Genomic DNA, 15,262 nt, shown 5'->3' with positions numbered 1-15,262 from the left:
ATTTTTTAAGAGTGTGCAAATATCAGAATAATATTTGTAACCATCAAGCGGGTGTTCGATATTTTTGAAAAATTATTGAGATATCTGTCTGATACCCCGGAGAACGGCTGCAAAAGTACAAAAGAAAATTTAAAATGCGGATCACTTCCGATAACTTTTCAATAAAGTTATATTTGAATTCCAGTAATTGAAACAAATATAGAACCACATGATGCAAATTAATTCTTTTGATGAATATCAAAAAGTCTACAAACAAAGTGTTGAACAGCCTGAAGAATTCTGGGCGGGCATAGCAGATACTTTTAAATGGCGAAAGAAATGGGATAAAGTATTATCCTGGAATTTTTCAGAACCCAATATTAAATGGTTTGAAGGCGGAAAACTCAACATTACAGAAAACTGTCTGGATCGTCACCTGGAAAAGAACGGGGATAAGCCCGCTATCATCTGGGAGTCGAACGACCCGGAAAAAGACAGCGTTACACTCACTTATAAAATATTACATGAGCAGGTTTGCCGGTTTGCCAACGTATTGAAAAAGAACCATGTTAAGAAAGGAGACAGGGTATGCATTTATATGCCCATGGTTCCGGAACTGGCCGTTGCCGTTCTGGCTTGTGCCCGGATTGGCGCTGTGCACTCCGTAGTTTTCGGAGGTTTTTCTGCAAAATCTATCGCAGACCGTATTAATGACGCCCAGTGTAAATTGGTGATCACGGCTGATGGGGCTTTTAGAGGCGCGAAACAGATCCAGCTGAAAGAAGTGATCGATGATGCGCTGATCGGTTGCCCAAGTGTAGAGAAAGTTATTGTTCTGACACATACGCGCACACCTGTTTCTATGCTGAAGGGAAGAGATCTTTGGTTCGAAGACGAAATTAAGCTGGTCGACACCTATTGTCCTGCAGAAGAAATGGATGCAGAAGATATGCTCTTCATTTTATACACCTCTGGCTCAACAGGTAAGCCGAAGGGAGTCGTTCACACCGTAGGAGGGTATATGGTGTATGCTGGTTATACCTTTTCCACCGCATTTAACTATCAGCCGGACGAAATTTTCTTTTGTACAGCTGATATTGGCTGGATCACTGGTCACTCTTATATCGTGTACGGCCCTTTATCGCAGGGCGCAACTACACTGATGTTTGAAGGTGTCCCAACCTATCCGACACCAGCCAGATTATGGGAAGTTGTGGATAAGCACAAAGTCAATATTTTATACACTGCACCTACAGCAATCCGTTCCTTGATGGGTTTTGGTAATGAACCTGTAGACGGTGCAGATCTGAGCTCTTTACGTGTATTGGGATCGGTAGGAGAGCCCATCAACGAGGAAGCCTGGCACTGGTTTGATGAGCATGTAGGCAAAAAGAAATGTCCAATTGTAGATACCTGGTGGCAAACAGAAACTGGAGGGCTTATGATCTCGCCTATTGCTTTTGTGACGCCAACTAAGCCAAGTTATGCTACGCTGCCTTTACCTGGCGTACAGCCCGTCCTTGTAGACGAACAAGGAAACATTATTGAAGGAAATGATGTGAGCGGAAATCTATGTATTAAATTTCCATGGCCGGGTATGCTCCGTACCACCTATGGCGATCATGAGCGCTGCAAACTGACTTATTTTTCTACCTATGAGAATCTGTATTTTACGGGAGATGGATGTTTAAGAGATGCAGACGGTTATTATAAAATTACCGGTAGAGTAGATGATGTAATCAATGTTTCCGGACACCGGATCGGTACCGCGGAAGTTGAAAATGCAATTAATATGCATGCTGGTGTGGTTGAAAGTGCTGTTGTGGGGTATCCTCACGATGTTAAAGGACAGGGAATCTATGCCTTTGTGATCTTTCCAAATCCGCACAGCGATGCTGATCTGAGTCGCAAGGATATTTTACAAACTGTAACCCGTGTCATTGGTGCGATTGCCAAACCTGATAAAATTCTGTTTGTGTCGGGTTTACCTAAAACGCGTTCAGGAAAAATCATGCGCCGGATCTTAAGAAAGATCGCTGAAGGAGATACTTCTAATCTTGGCGACATCAGTACATTACAAGATCCTGGTGTAGTTGATGAAATTATAGACAAAGCCAGGCAATTATAAATGGCCTAAAGCCTAATAAAAAAGCCGTTTGGATATCCAAACGGCTTTTTTATTAATTGTTATTTGAAATACTGATGCTCAGTTTTTCGCCCGGTTTTTTGCCAAAGTGATCTTCATACCAAAGCAGGAGATCCTGGTTTTTAAACTTTACCTTACTGTTGATGCCTCGTATTAATGTTTTGGTAGACTGTGTTGCATCTATTCCATTTCTTGCCTGATATAAAGCATAGTCAACCACCAGGTGATCCGCAGGAGTAGGCCCCCTGAAGCCCAGTAAAGCCCCGTCTTTACCAATGATCTGAGGGCGGGTCACAGAATCAGCCAGGCTCCTGAAAGCATCATTCTCAGGTGCAGCAGTGAGCCTGTAGGCCTTCACCTGTTCATTTTTTAAGTCCTGTACCTTTTTCCATTTGTTCTCATCAGTACCTGTATACACATTAATGAAGACCACATCATTATATTTTTGAAAGCGTTGTTTCAGTTCTTTGTAATCTGTATTCCGGTCATCCGGAGGTAAATCCAAGCTCCATACATAAAGGTAAACGGTTTTTCCAGAGAAGGATGTTTCGAATGCTTCCTGGTGACCAGCTCCGTCAAGTAAACTGAGCTTCGATAAATTCAGGTCTTTATGGTCATCATAATGTTTGGCAACGGACTTTCCTAGGCCTTTTATAATCATTGTACAAGAGCTGTTGAACAGCAGTAAAGGAAGCAGTAACAAAAAGTAGAATTGTTTCATTTGATTGTTTTTTAGTAAGACGATCGGGAAGGCAAGATAGTTGCAAGGCCAAACAATTTTATTTTTCAGATGTTGTTCCTGTAGTTTAAACATTAAAAAACACCTGCTATGGATAAGTTAGAATTGCAAGGAAAATGGAATGAGATTAAAGGTAAGGTTAAGCAAGCTTATGCAGATCTTACAGAAGATGATCTGAAACACGAAGAGGGAAAGGATGATGAGTTGTTGGGAAAACTGCAGCAAAAAACAGGTAAGACCCGTGATGAGGTAGTCACCTGGTTAAAATCACTGTAGAAATACATTATTGAATAAAAAAGGCCAGGAGCAACGCTCCTGGCCTTTTTACTTGTGCCCTGTATAGGTTAATATCCGAAAATTTGTTCTAAACTCAATTTGGTTACCGGTCCAAACTTTTGCATATCTTCCATTTTGACGTTCTTTTCAGAAGCTACAATACAATAATTATAAGCCTTTCCAGATACATGTGCAGTATGAAAATCTTTCATGTCGGACAGTTTCAAAGGTTTGATATTGTTGTAAAGATCTATTCTGGAATCATGGTCGAAGCCTAGTTTTTTATCCGAAAAGTAAGCGGCAAGAATACCATCCTTAACAATGCGTTCCGTCTGGATGGCATTCACAGAATTGCTTTTTGCGCCCTCAAAAGATTTTTCATTCTCCGGAAGTACTGTTAAAAGTTCGTTCATGCCTTTAACTGCATCATTCATCTTATCGGCCTGGCTGCCTACATAAGCAATCATTGCATATTCTTTATCTTTTTTATCCGGAGCGGAATAGAAGGCATAAGTAGAATAAGCCAGTGCTTTAGACTCTCTGATGGTTTGGAATACAATAGAGCCCATACCACCGCCAAAATAATTGTTGAATAAGTTGATTTTACCGGCCAGTTCAGGATTGTACATGCCATCATTCCGTACCCATCTGATCTCAGATTGCACCATATCATAATCAGCAAAAAGTACCTGGTTGGTATTGGTAGAAGTGTAGTCAAATTTAACTGCAGCAGCTGCGGGGGTAAATTCGGAAGGTAAATGATGCAATTTGGCTATATCAGCAGTAAAAGTGTCTAGCGTTTGCGGACCAAAATACGTAATGGTATGTTTGTAATTATTAAGGTTATGCAGGATATTGACCAACTCATCAGCTGTGATTTTATTTACCTCATCATTGCTTAGCACATTATTTAATGGGTTTTTGGCGCCATATTGTGCATAAGCAACCAGTCCGCTTAAGATGGCTGCTTTGTTCAGCTTTGTGTTTTGCCTCCCTTTTAAGATCGTGCTTTTTAATTCTGTAAGGGCTTTCTCGTTTGGTTTGCAACCTGCGAAAATATGTTCAGTAAGACTTACAGCTTTATCAAAATTCTCTTGCAGGCCACTAACGCTTACAGTTACAATCTCATTGCCAACATTCATGCTGTAGTTACAGGCAATATTGTAAAACTGTTTGCTGATCTCCTCTGCGGTATATTTATCTGTAGCCAGGAAGTTCAGGTACTGCGCCGCATAAGGCAATAACTTATTATTATAAGCACCTAAATCAAAACGATAAGTCAGGTGGAAAATACTGTTGTCTTTATTCTCAACTGAAATGACATCCGCGATGCCTACTTTACCAAAGTTCAGGTCCTTGTTATAATCCAGAAATTTAGGCTCAATCGGTTTCACAGGTGCTTCCAGGATACTTTTTGTAAATGCAGAAATGGCATTTGCATTTGGATTAATAGGGGTAATTGAAGGTTTCTCCACTTTAACGATGTTCTTATCCACACCTTTATGTTTATAACCTACTACGTAATTTTCTTTAAAGAATGTATTGGCGAAATCTACAATTTGTTTTTTAGTAACCTTGGCCATCTCGTCCGGTCCATCTAAAGACTTGTCCCATTTGGTTGCGCGGTTCAGGATAAATTCATTCGTAGTTGCCTCTACCCGGAAAGCATTTTTATCAAATTGTTGCAGTAAAGCCAATTTACTGTTGGCTACAGTTGCTTTGATGAGTGACTCATCAAACTCTCCCTTTTTCAGGATGTCAATCTGCTCCATCACCAGTTTTTTCACCTCTTCCAGTGATTGGCCTTGCTTAGGCTGAGCCGTTAAATAAAAGATACCATAATCCTTCATTTGCTGATAGCCAGCACCTGCCTTCAATACTTTTTGCTGTTTGTTTAGATTGATGTCGATCAAACCTGCCTTGCCATTAGAAAGAATGCTTGAAATCAAATCCAGTAAGAGGCTTTGCCGGGTATTTTCAGCATAGCCGCGATAAAAGATCTGCACGTTCTCAGCACTTGGACCATATACATCCAGCGTCTGTATTTTAGTTAGGGGTTTCTCCGGTGCAGGATTGTATAATTCAACTGGTTTTGGTTGCATATAGGCAAAAGCTTTATCTACCTTTTTAATCATTTCATCTGGGGCGAAATCGCCAGCTAAAACGACTGCCATATTATTCGGTACATAATACTTGTGGTAATATTTTTTAATCTCTACGAGGGAAGGATTCTTTAAATGTTCTACTAAACCAATAGTGGTTTGCTGACCGTAATTGTGTGTAGGAAACAGCAAATTGGCCATACCTTCGTACATTTTGTTTCCATCATTATCCAGACCACGGTTTTTTTCTTCGTATACCGCTTCCAGTTCCGTATGGAAAATACGGAAAATGGGATTGCGAAAACGCTCCGCCTGTAAAGCGAGGAATTTATCCACTGCATTTGAAGGGAAATCTTCCTGATATACGGTTTCCTCTACAGAAGTATGTGCATTGGAAGACTGACCACCCATGCCTTGGATCATTTTATCATACTCATTGGCAATAGAAATATTAGAAGCTTCACCAGAAGTTTTATCTATTTGTTTATAAATCTCCTTTCGTTTGGTCTGGTCTGTCGTTTTATTATATTGTTCATAAAGCGCATCAATCTTATCTAAATAAGGCTTTTCTTTAGTATAGTCTGTTGTCCCAAATTTATCGGTGCCTTTAAAAAGCAGATGTTCCAGGTAATGCGCCAAGCCAGTATTGGTGCGCGGGTCTGTATTACTTCCTGCACGTACGGCCATGCGGAATTCAATGCTAGGCTCTTTTGTATTCTCAGAAAGAATAACCGTTAATCCATTTTTAAGTGTGTAAAAACGAGATTTAGAAGGATCATTGGTCACATACTTGTAAGTATAGCCACCTGAGGATGCGGTTTTCCACTGATAAGTAGACTGAGCCATTACGGCCGTTCCGGTAAGTAGAAAACCAGCAATCAGCAATAGTTTGTTTTTAATCATATCAAGTTTTTTAAATAATGAGCTTGTTAGCCTACATAAGATCCATTTCTGCCCCTAATGTTACGATCAAAGATAAGCGGAACCTGCATAATATTAGTAGCTGAATTCAGGATAATCCTGATTAATCTGTTTAATTCTTGTATTTTTGTGTGATTAAAATTTAATCCATTAAACAGCAACACAGATGAAAACACAGCATTCAAGACCGAATATTTTAGTCGTAAACGACGATGGCATCACCGCTCCGGGTATCAAAAACTTAATAGAGGTGGTGCAGGAACTCGGTAATGTAGTTGTGGTTGCACCAGATGGTCCTCAATCTGGAATGGGACATGCCATCACGATAGGTAAACCGCTTCGTTTCGATAAGGTAGACCTGTATGAAGGTGTTGAAATGTATAAATGTTCAGGAACACCGGTTGATTGTGTGAAACTGGCAGTAAACAAGATTTTTAAAGGAAAGAAGCCAGACCTATGTGTTTCGGGAATCAATCATGGATTGAACAATTCTATTAATGTGATTTACTCCGGTACCATGTCTGCGGCGGTAGAAGGTGCTATTGAGCAGATCCCATCTATAGGTTTTTCATTAGATGACTATGCACAGGAAGCAGATTTTAGCCATTGCAAGAAGTTTATTAAAGTAATTTGTGAGCAGGTATTGGAGCATGGTCTTCCCCCTGCAACACTACTAAACGTTAACTTCCCGAATGGTGCAGATATCAAAGGTATTAAGATATGCAGACAGGCCAATGCCAAATGGGCAGAGGAATTTGACGAAAGAAAAGATCCTTACCAAAGACCTTATTACTGGTTAACGGGTGTGTTTCAGAATAATGATAAAGGAGAAGATACCGATGTATGGGCACTGGACCATGGTTATACTTCAGTTGTTCCAGTTCAGTTTGACCTGACCGCCCATCATGCCATCCCGGTTTTAAATTCATGGACATTTGATGTTTAAGCAAATCAAAGATACAGTGCTTACAGGCTTCGGGATAGGTATTCTGGTCCCTGGTCTGCTCATTGGGATAGCCTGGTATATTATGCATGTGGTTTCCTATCTGGCTAAAGCTGATCTTTTATTGATCGGCTGTATCGGGGTAAATGCCTTGCTGCTCAAATATTTTTTTAAACAAAACAAAGAAAATACTGGCCGTGGTGTGTTGAGTGCCACTTTTATCTGGGCCCTGGCTTTCTTTGTGTATAAAGTTCGTCAGTAATGCGGTATTATCTTGTAGCAGGAGAAGCTTCTGGCGACCTTCATGGAGCCAACTTGATGAAGGCGCTGAAAAAGAGTGACCCTGAAGCAACTTTCAGGTATTTTGGCGGCGATAAAATGCAGGCTGAAGGAGGGTATCTGGTCAAGCACTATGCAGAAATGGCTTTTATGGGTTTTGCTGAAGTTGTTTTAAACTTGCGGACCATTTTTAAGAACCTCAAAACTTGTAAGGAGGATATTCTGGCTGATCAGCCGGACGCACTAATCCTGGTCGATTTTCCTGGCTTTAACCTCAAGATTGCAGAATTTGCCAAAGCAAATGGCATCCGCGTGTTTTATTATATTTCTCCGAAAGTCTGGGCCTGGAACCAAAAAAGAGTATTAAAGATCAAAAGGATTGTTGACCGGCTTTTTTGTATTCTGCCTTTTGAAGTGGATTTTTATAAGGAATGGGGGATGGATGTGGATTATGTAGGAAATCCTTTACTGGATGAGAAAGCAAGTTTTACACCTAATCCGGCCTTTAGGGAGGTCCATCAGATTGGAGAAGAAAAGGTGATAGCCTTATTGCCCGGAAGCAGAAAACAGGAAATAGAACGTTTGCTTCCGGTTATGCTTAGCTTAACAGAGCGATTTTCCGATTTTCATTTTGTTGTAGCCGCGGCACCTTCTTTTACAGAAGACTATTACAGGCAGTTTACTGGTGCAAAAAAAGTAACTCTGATCTTTAACCAGACTTACGATCTGCTGCAGGTGGCAAGTGCCGCAGTTGTGGCTTCTGGTACAGCGACTTTAGAGACAGCTCTGTTTAAAGTCCCTCAGGTAGTGGTTTATAAAGGTAATCCATTGTCTATTGCAATTGCAAGAATGGTGGTTAAGATCCGTTTCATTTCATTGGTTAACCTGATTATGAATCGAAAAGTGGTTGAAGAACTGATCCAGGAAGATTGTAATACAGAACAAATTTTTAAGGATTTGCAGCCTTTGCTTGATGGGAACCAAAGGGACAGGATGCTCCTGGATTATGAAGAACTGGCGCTGAAAATGGGTTTGCCTGGTGCTTCTGAAAGGACGGCGAAACTTATTCTTGAAGATTTGGAACGTTAAGCTTCCTGTTTTTTTCTTTTTAAAAAATAGATTTTATGGTCTCTCTGGACCTTACAGGCCCTGAGGTTCGACCATTAAAATCTATTTTTCTGGGCGCAGACCTGTTTAGTTGGTTATTTGTAACTCTGATTCTTAATTCCTTTGCCATTTTGTGATCTTAAGGATTTTGTCCTTGTTGATCTTTATTCTGGTGCGGAGTAAGTAGATGCTGAAAATGACATAGGCACAAAATGGGGAGAATAACAGTGTCATAATAACATAGTGGTCGTACTGAATACTAATGGCTCCAAATAGCATCATCAGGAAGCTAATATGCCATCCGTTGATTAACAACAAATTTCTTTGTTTTGCATTCAGTATATTTTTTAACGGGATCATTGTTGGTTGGTTTGGTTAGATGAATATATTAACTTATTTTTAATAAAACATCATTATGATGCAACAAACTTCGATTCAAATTGGTTGAGTTGCTGTTGAAGACCAATAGCCTTTTGGATACGGCTTTGCCCTGTGTGCTACCGCTCTCTGTATTGGTTGTTCGACGATCCGGCCTTTTTGCGTAGATTGTTCGATAAAAGTACCTGTTTGGCTAAGTTACGGCGCAGAAGTGCCGGAGAAGTGACGAACCAAGACGAAGCCGGGTATCCGCTGTCTCGTCCTGATATAGCTTCAGTTGTTAATAATATGTTTTCATAACGTACTATTCGTATATTTACGATATATTCGTATTATGGAAAAGTTAACTTTACAGGAAGAAGAAGCGATGCAGGCGGTGTGGCAATTTGGCGCAGGATTTATTAAAGATTTTATGGAACTGCTACAGGATCCTAAGCCTCCATACACAACATTAGCTTCTACCATTAAAAATTTGGAAAAAAAAGGCTTTTTGAAGAGTGAGAAGATGGCCAATGCTTATCGCTATAGCGCTAAGGTGAAGGAAACTGATTATAAGAAAAAATTTATGAGCGGATTTGTGAATGATTATTTTCAAAATTCTTACAAAGAACTGGTTACTTTTTTTGTCAAAGACAAGAAGATTAGTGCAGAGGAGCTGAAAGAGATTATCAATTTGATTGAGCACCCTAAAAGCTGATGATTATGCCAGATCTTTTCGCTTTTCTGTTAAAGGTAAATGTTTCGTTGATCCTGTTCTGCGTGGCTTATTATCTGATTTTACGCCGGCTTACCTTTTATACGCTGAACAGGTTCTTTCTCCTGGTAGGTATTTTCTTTTCAAGTATTTACCCGCTGGTCAACTTGTCTGTTCTTTTTAAGGATTCTCCACATTTTACGATTCCGGTTTCACAGACTGTCATTTATGAATTGGTAAATGAAGTACAAGAGGTTAATTACTGGTTTTTTGCAAAAATGATCTTTTGGGCGGGCGTAGCCTTAATGATGATCAGGATGACGTTTCGTTTGTACTCTTTGTATCTGGTTCATCGAACTTCTGTTCCGGCGAGTGTACAGCAATACAATGTTCGGCTACTGAATGATAACTGGGGTACTTTCTCTTTTTGGAGACAGATCTACTTGAATCCATTGCAACATCGGCCAGAAGAGCTGGAAGCTGTTCTGGAACATGAGCAAGTACATGTGAACGAATTGCATACCATGGATATTCTGTTAGCTGAACTGGCTACGGTTTTTTATTGGTTTAATCCGGGTGTTTGGTTTATGAGAAAAGCGGTTAAAGAAAATGTAGAATTTATTACAGATCAAAAGATCTTACAAAAAGGAGCAGACAGAAAAGCTTATCAATACAGTATGCTGTATGCGGGAGCAGGTCTGCAACCCTCTGTGCTGATGAATAACTTTAATCTGACAGCCATTAAAAGACGAATTGTGATGATGAACAGTAAAAAATCTTCTTCTTTACAACTGGTCCGGTATGTCTTTATATTGCCTGTATTACTATTCTTAACCACTGCATTTACATTGATTCGTACGAAAATACAATCTCATCAACAAGAAAAACAGCTTGTTATGACTAATTTAACCGTTGCTAGGCCTTTAATGCAGGTAACTACAAGTAGCCGTAAAAAGACAATCAAGCATAAAAGGCTTATTGTACCCGTTAAAAAAGATACCTTACAAGAAGCTGCTAAAAACATACAGATTATTTCTGTTACCCGGCCCCCGGAAGGTGATACCATCGTGCAAAAGCGAAAAATCAATATTATATTTAAGAGCCATATTGATCCTGAAAGCACAGATGACAGTTCAAGACCAAAAATGGTCCATTTCAAAATCAGGGATATAAATGGAGTTTCTTCTGTAACAGCCGAGGCTACATCTATAAACCAAATGAGTACAGGTTTTACCAAAATCTTCATCAATGATAAGGAGGTTCCTGCAGAGTTTCTGAAGAATATAAAACCTTCAGAGATTTCAAGAATAAATATGGTTAAAAGCGAAGAGGATGTGAAAAAGAATATGCTCTATATTTATACTGTTGATCTTAAAAATTAAAGGTTACCCTGAAAATTCCTGTTCTTCCAGGAATCTGGTAGGTTGCGGAGGTGTAGGTGTTGGCAGATAAATAAACGGCTTTATAAGTCTTAATGTTTCTAAGGTTATTGATCCCAATTTCAAAATCTGTGTTGATTTTAGTCGCTTTGTAACGAAAAGTCAGATCAGAGAATATATAACTCAGATTTTGCTGACCGGATTGATGTGTAAACAGGTGATCTGCAGCTATACTCGAAAAAAGATTGGTCGACAAGTTAAAAGAAAGTTCTGCCTGTTGTCTTAGCTGATTGTAACGTATATCTCCCTTTGTACTTATATAGGTTTTCGTTTTCACCAGATTATAGTTGGCCGTGTAATTAAAACTGATGTCATTGTTTATTTTGCTCTGGATACCTGCCTTAAATCCTGTGTTGTCACTTTTATATGGCAATAGTTCGCCGTTTTGAATCTGGTTAGACTCGTTCTGCGACCAGCTGATGCCTAAACTCAAGGTTGTTCTTAGTGCAAAGAGGTATTTACTGGTATTTGCCGATAAATTATAGGTGTTTATATAGTTTCCAAATGGCAATACGATCCTTTGTTGTAGGCTATCGCTTATGATACTGGATGAGATGGTATTCAGATGAACGTTACTGTATGCTGCCTGTATGCTAAAAAAGAACATGGTGATGGCTTTACGATAATTGAAGCCCAGGGCTATATTATGGCTTCTACTTTCTGTAACCGGTGCATTGTTGGAGAATAAACTACGGTAGTTCTTTAATATTGCACCCTGGTAAACATCGTCTATTCCACCGAGTGAGTTCTTTAATCCGTAAGATAAAGACAGGAAATTTTCAATACTGGTCTGGTACCTGAAGTTCGCGCTGGGATTGAGGAAGAGCTTTTCCAGTTTTTTGTCTTGTTCGTAAGCGTGGTCTGTGTAACTGATATTCTGATAGGAAAGTGGGATACCTATCGTGACTTTGATTCTTTCGTCTTCACTTTTATAGTCATAGTCTGCACTTCCGTAAAGATTTAAGCGGTTCCAATGTAGGTCGTTAGATGCCTTAACATTCGTTTCAATTCTGGTCTGGTCGTTTTGAATAGCGTCTAATGAAGAAATGAGTTGTTGTGACTGAAAGCTTAACCCCGCCTTATAACTTTGTGTAAGTGTGGTCGAAGCATGTTTGATGGCCATGTAATGATGCGCAAACCAGGAAGGGAGCCTTACATTTTGTTCCAGGCTGGCATATGGAATGCCATTGTTGAATTGTGTGTCATTCAATCCGGGTGTAAGTTGCAATTGTTCCGGCCTGTTAAAGTAGTTCAAGTAGGAGTAAAAATTATAGATTATACCAGATCTTAACGTATTCATATAATTTAATTCATTGGATATATCAAATTGGCGCTGGTTTAATCTTTGTCGTAAGGGAATCTCATTACTGATCAGACTTACGTTATATTTGACAGGGTTATAACCGGTGATGAAAACATTGTTCAGGTATGAATTTTGGCGGTTGATGTTCAGGTTTGCCTGTGCATGAAGCAGATCCGGATAAGATATATTGTGCTGGCTTTCCATGTAATTGATATTGCCTGTTGGTAAATAAATCTCAGTATATTTACTATAGTCCATAGTTTGACGATCTCGGAGATAATAGACATTCGTTTTCAGTTGTATGTCTTTCTTCAGATTGAAGAGATTGTTTACATTCAATAGTCCTGCTTGATTAAAAAGGTACCTGTTCTGTGGGAGATCGGGCACACCCGCCGCGCCACTGGATAGAAATGCATCGGGCTTGTTGTTGTCGAGGCGTTTTAAATAGTCTGAAAAGTTATGTGAAACCAGGTCCTGTGCTGGATCAGTACCCATGTTGTTGCCTTTTAGATAGTTGATGCCTTTGTACTTTTTGTTAAATAGCATACCGTTCGCATCTATATCAAATTTCTCAGGAACTCCAGCTCCTGCAGCAATTTTGCCTATCATTTTCAGTTTGGCTTCATCTTTTAGGGTAATGTTTAAGGCTATGTCTTCCGAATTGACTTTGTTTCTAAGCATTTTTATAGGCTGATCATTTTCAATGACCTGGACCTTGTCTACAATGTCTTTTGGAATTGTTTTAGTAGCAATATTGTATTTGTCGTCCAGTAAATTGTCTCCGTCAATGTAGAAGTTCGAGATGTTTTTGCCATTGTATGAAATCTTTCCCGAAGAAGAAACTTCTATACCCGGCATTTTTTTGAGTACATCGGCAAGTACCCTATCCTGCTTTCCACTAAAATCGGAGAGATTATAACTGAGGGTATCACCATTTAGTTTCAGGGATGGCCGGTTTTTAATAAAAACAGTAGGCAGATCAATGGATACATCTTTCAGTACAAAATTATAGATAATTTGTGTGCTAAGTGGAATGATCTGCTTGCCGAAACCAAGACTACTGACTTCGATCTGCAAATCCCGGCTTGCTATAGGTAATTTTAGTGTATAATGGCCTTTTTCATTGCTCCTTGTATAAGTGGTGATGTTTCCTTCACCGCTTTTTAAGGTAATGCTTGCTGCAGGGATGGGTTTGTTTCTAGAATCTGTGATGATGCCACTGATCGCTGTTTGTGCCTGGAGCGTAGACGCAAAGAAGAAGATCATCAAAAAAGTAACAAAGTACTTCATTTTGTTTCTGGTAACTCTATTGGATTATTACTCTCAATTTTATTCGGGCGGTTAATCACATTTACCTTGGAGTTTGCTTTAACCATACCAGATCCTGCCATTGCAGAATTGATAAATCCAGTAGGATCTTTTTTCATCGCTTCATTTAGCTTTTCAAATTCTTTCTTTGTCGTTTTAATCCCGTCTTTAGGCAGGCTAATTGTAGGGGCTTTCAATACATCTTCGGAGCTTAATCCACTTAATTTTAATACAGTTCCGTTGATAATTTGTTCTTTCTCTTGTTCCTCGGCCTTATTTTTTACCTCTTCAAAGCCATCAAATTTGAAGATGACTTCTTTTTTAGTATCGTAAGCCTCTACAATCAGGCCCGGTAAACCAGAGAGTTTCCAGGGGCCACTTTGAAAGGGCAGATCTTGGCAGAACCAGGCTATGTAGTTCCTTCCTTTAAAATGAGCAGTTGCCTTTTGACATTTTAGTCCGGAGATTACTGAAAATTCTGAGCTGATCTTCCAATCTATAACCGGCAGAGGTTCTTCAATCAGATAATTGTTGATCAGTGTTTGTTTGGAGACCATTTTCTTTTCATTTGCGAACATATAAATCTCAACCCCGGTCACTCTCTTTTGGGAACCGGTCACTTTGATTTCAAATTTGCCCGGTACCGAGTTTTTGATCTGCTCTTCGATCGTTTTTCTTCGTTGTTCGTCCTGCGTGATCTTGTCCATACTGAGGTAAGCACTTGTGTTTCGGCCAAGCAGGACCACCATTTGTTCTTCATGGGGTTTGTCTCTTTGCGTGGTGTCTTCTATATGGGTAAAACTATAGGAGGCTTTGGCTCTCAGTGTATCTGGTGCTTGCGCAAGAGCAGAGTAGCCACACGAAAATAGAGCGATGTACAGGATAAAAAAGGTTCTTTTCATGATTACTAAGGATTAGATTTACGATTATGCTGTAATATTACGAATTATTCATATTATTACGAATAATTCGTAATATAAATTATGCTAATCTTTTAATTTAACATTAGGCTAATATTGCTTCTTTAACTTTGAAAGAAATACTTAAACCGGCATGTATCCTGAACTTACAGATGAAGCGTTAACAGATCTTTTGAAATCAGATGATCCATTGGCATTGGAAACTCTTTTTGATCGTTATTATAAAACGCTCTGCCAGTTTTGTGCAGTGTATACAAAAGATTATGCTGCCGCAGAAGAAATCATAGCAGATATTTTTATCAAATTATGGGACAGCAGGAGAGAAAGTGCTATTCTTAAAATTAAGAATTACCTGTTTGTATCTGCCAGAAACCAGTCTATTAATTATAAAGAAAAGAAAAAGGATCCTGTAGATCTGGTGGAAAGTTTCGATCTGGAACAACATCTATTTACAGACAAGGAAACTCCTTTTCGCATTCTTTCGGGCAGAGAATCATATCAAAGAATATTATTGACCATTGATCAGTTACCACTTCGTCAGCGGGAGGTATTGTTAATGAGCCGGTTTGATCATTTTGATAAACAGAAAATTGCTGAGATTCTTGGGATTTCAGTTAGAACTGTAGAAACAACGCTATATCAATCGATCAAGCAACTTCGGGAGCTGTTAAAAAACTCCAGTTATTTTAATTCTGGCATTTAACGATTTGTTAACGTAAGCTTAATTC

At 39.3% G+C, this 15,262-nt stretch carries 13 protein-coding genes; 8 read left to right on the top strand and 5 right to left on the bottom strand.

Features of this window, described 5'->3' with window-relative positions:
• The first annotated feature begins 211 nt into the window (after positions 1 to 211).
• Positions 212 to 2,107 carry an acetate--CoA ligase gene (gene acs / locus DBR11_RS20655; protein ID WP_108554517.1) on the top strand — a complete coding sequence of 632 codons (1,896 nt, stop codon included), beginning with the start codon at positions 212 to 214 and terminating at the stop codon, positions 2,105 to 2,107.
• 52 nt (positions 2,108 to 2,159) lie between these two features.
• On the opposite strand, the gene DBR11_RS20650 is transcribed toward acs, so the two are convergent.
• Complete coding sequence (locus DBR11_RS20650; protein ID WP_146186606.1) at positions 2,160 to 2,846, bottom strand: hypothetical protein; 687 nt, start codon at positions 2,844 to 2,846, stop codon at positions 2,160 to 2,162.
• 108 nt (positions 2,847 to 2,954) lie between these two features.
• Between DBR11_RS20650 and DBR11_RS20645 the strand changes: the two genes are divergently transcribed.
• Positions 2,955 to 3,140: a CsbD family protein gene (locus DBR11_RS20645; protein WP_108554509.1), complete on the top strand. Its 186-nt coding sequence runs from the start codon at positions 2,955 to 2,957 to the stop codon at positions 3,138 to 3,140.
• A gap of 68 nt (positions 3,141 to 3,208) precedes the next feature.
• On the opposite strand, the gene DBR11_RS20640 is transcribed toward DBR11_RS20645, so the two are convergent.
• Entirely contained in the window at positions 3,209 to 6,145 is a 2,937-nt protein-coding gene (locus tag DBR11_RS20640) for a pitrilysin family protein (protein ID WP_199233906.1), read from the bottom strand.
• Between the two features lie 184 nt (positions 6,146 to 6,329).
• On the opposite strand from DBR11_RS20640, the gene surE reads away from it, so the two are divergent.
• The 3 genes from surE to lpxB are packed head-to-tail and all read left to right on the top strand — an operon-like array spanning position 6,330 to position 8,474.
• On the top strand, positions 6,330 to 7,109 hold the full coding sequence (gene surE / locus DBR11_RS20635; RefSeq protein WP_108554508.1) for a 5'/3'-nucleotidase SurE: 780 nt from the start codon (positions 6,330 to 6,332) through the stop codon (positions 7,107 to 7,109).
• Positions 7,102 to 7,368, top strand: coding sequence for a stationary phase survival protein SurE (locus tag DBR11_RS20630; RefSeq protein WP_108554507.1), 267 nt, complete (start codon positions 7,102 to 7,104; stop codon positions 7,366 to 7,368). Before surE ends, DBR11_RS20630 begins: the two co-directional genes overlap by 8 nt.
• On the top strand, positions 7,368 to 8,474 hold the full coding sequence (lpxB, locus tag DBR11_RS20625; RefSeq protein WP_108554506.1) for a lipid-A-disaccharide synthase: 1,107 nt from the start codon (positions 7,368 to 7,370) through the stop codon (positions 8,472 to 8,474). The genes DBR11_RS20630 and lpxB overlap by 1 nt, the downstream gene beginning before the upstream one ends.
• Before the next feature lie 132 nt (positions 8,475 to 8,606).
• Here the strand turns inward: lpxB and DBR11_RS29410 are convergent, their stop codons facing one another.
• Positions 8,607 to 8,852, bottom strand: a complete 246-nt coding sequence (locus DBR11_RS29410) for a hypothetical protein (protein WP_146186605.1) — start codon at positions 8,850 to 8,852, stop codon at positions 8,607 to 8,609.
• Positions 8,853 to 9,204: 352 nt separating this feature from the next.
• Between DBR11_RS29410 and DBR11_RS20620 the strand changes: the two genes are divergently transcribed.
• Both DBR11_RS20620 and DBR11_RS20615 read left to right on the top strand, forming a co-directional pair.
• Complete coding sequence (locus DBR11_RS20620; RefSeq protein ID WP_108554505.1) at positions 9,205 to 9,567, top strand: BlaI/MecI/CopY family transcriptional regulator; 363 nt, start codon at positions 9,205 to 9,207, stop codon at positions 9,565 to 9,567.
• Between the two features lie 5 nt (positions 9,568 to 9,572).
• Complete coding sequence (locus tag DBR11_RS20615; protein ID WP_158275345.1) at positions 9,573 to 10,946, top strand: M56 family metallopeptidase; 1,374 nt, start codon at positions 9,573 to 9,575, stop codon at positions 10,944 to 10,946.
• Here the strand turns inward: DBR11_RS20615 and DBR11_RS20610 are convergent.
• A complete protein-coding gene (locus DBR11_RS20610; RefSeq protein WP_108554503.1) occupies positions 10,936 to 13,596 on the bottom strand; it encodes a carboxypeptidase-like regulatory domain-containing protein in 2,661 nt (886 codons plus the stop codon). The two genes, DBR11_RS20615 and DBR11_RS20610, sit on opposite strands and share 11 nt — an antisense overlap.
• On the bottom strand, positions 13,593 to 14,516 hold the full coding sequence (locus DBR11_RS20605) for a GLPGLI family protein (protein ID WP_108554502.1): 924 nt from the start codon (positions 14,514 to 14,516) through the stop codon (positions 13,593 to 13,595). Before DBR11_RS20605 ends, DBR11_RS20610 begins: the two co-directional genes overlap by 4 nt.
• A gap of 151 nt (positions 14,517 to 14,667) precedes the next feature.
• Between DBR11_RS20605 and DBR11_RS20600 the strand changes: the two genes are divergently transcribed.
• A complete protein-coding gene (locus DBR11_RS20600) occupies positions 14,668 to 15,237 on the top strand; it encodes an RNA polymerase sigma factor (RefSeq protein WP_108554501.1) in 570 nt (189 codons plus the stop codon).
• Positions 15,238 to 15,262: the final 25 nt, after the last annotated feature.

The organism is Pedobacter sp. HMWF019 (assembly GCF_003061025.1).
GTDB lineage: Bacteria > Bacteroidota > Bacteroidia > Sphingobacteriales > Sphingobacteriaceae > Pedobacter.
This window is presented reverse-complemented; position numbering and strand designations above follow the sequence as displayed.

Coding starts and splice junctions, on each gene's coding strand:
- acs (WP_108554517.1), top strand. CDS start 212: ATGCAAATTAATTCTTTTGATGAATATCAAAAAGTCTACAAACAAAGT.
- DBR11_RS20650 (WP_146186606.1), bottom strand. CDS start 2,846: ATGAAACAATTCTACTTTTTGTTACTGCTTCCTTTACTGCTGTTCAAC.
- DBR11_RS20645 (WP_108554509.1), top strand. CDS start 2,955: ATGGATAAGTTAGAATTGCAAGGAAAATGGAATGAGATTAAAGGTAAG.
- DBR11_RS20640 (WP_199233906.1), bottom strand. CDS start 6,145: ATGATTAAAAACAAACTATTGCTGATTGCTGGTTTTCTACTTACCGGA.
- surE (WP_108554508.1), top strand. CDS start 6,330: ATGAAAACACAGCATTCAAGACCGAATATTTTAGTCGTAAACGACGAT.
- DBR11_RS20630 (WP_108554507.1), top strand. CDS start 7,102: ATGTTTAAGCAAATCAAAGATACAGTGCTTACAGGCTTCGGGATAGGT.
- lpxB (WP_108554506.1), top strand. CDS start 7,368: ATGCGGTATTATCTTGTAGCAGGAGAAGCTTCTGGCGACCTTCATGGA.
- DBR11_RS29410 (WP_146186605.1), bottom strand. CDS start 8,852: ATGATCCCGTTAAAAAATATACTGAATGCAAAACAAAGAAATTTGTTG.
- DBR11_RS20620 (WP_108554505.1), top strand. CDS start 9,205: ATGGAAAAGTTAACTTTACAGGAAGAAGAAGCGATGCAGGCGGTGTGG.
- DBR11_RS20615 (WP_158275345.1), top strand. CDS start 9,573: ATGCCAGATCTTTTCGCTTTTCTGTTAAAGGTAAATGTTTCGTTGATC.
- DBR11_RS20610 (WP_108554503.1), bottom strand. CDS start 13,596: ATGAAGTACTTTGTTACTTTTTTGATGATCTTCTTCTTTGCGTCTACG.
- DBR11_RS20605 (WP_108554502.1), bottom strand. CDS start 14,516: ATGAAAAGAACCTTTTTTATCCTGTACATCGCTCTATTTTCGTGTGGC.
- DBR11_RS20600 (WP_108554501.1), top strand. CDS start 14,668: ATGTATCCTGAACTTACAGATGAAGCGTTAACAGATCTTTTGAAATCA.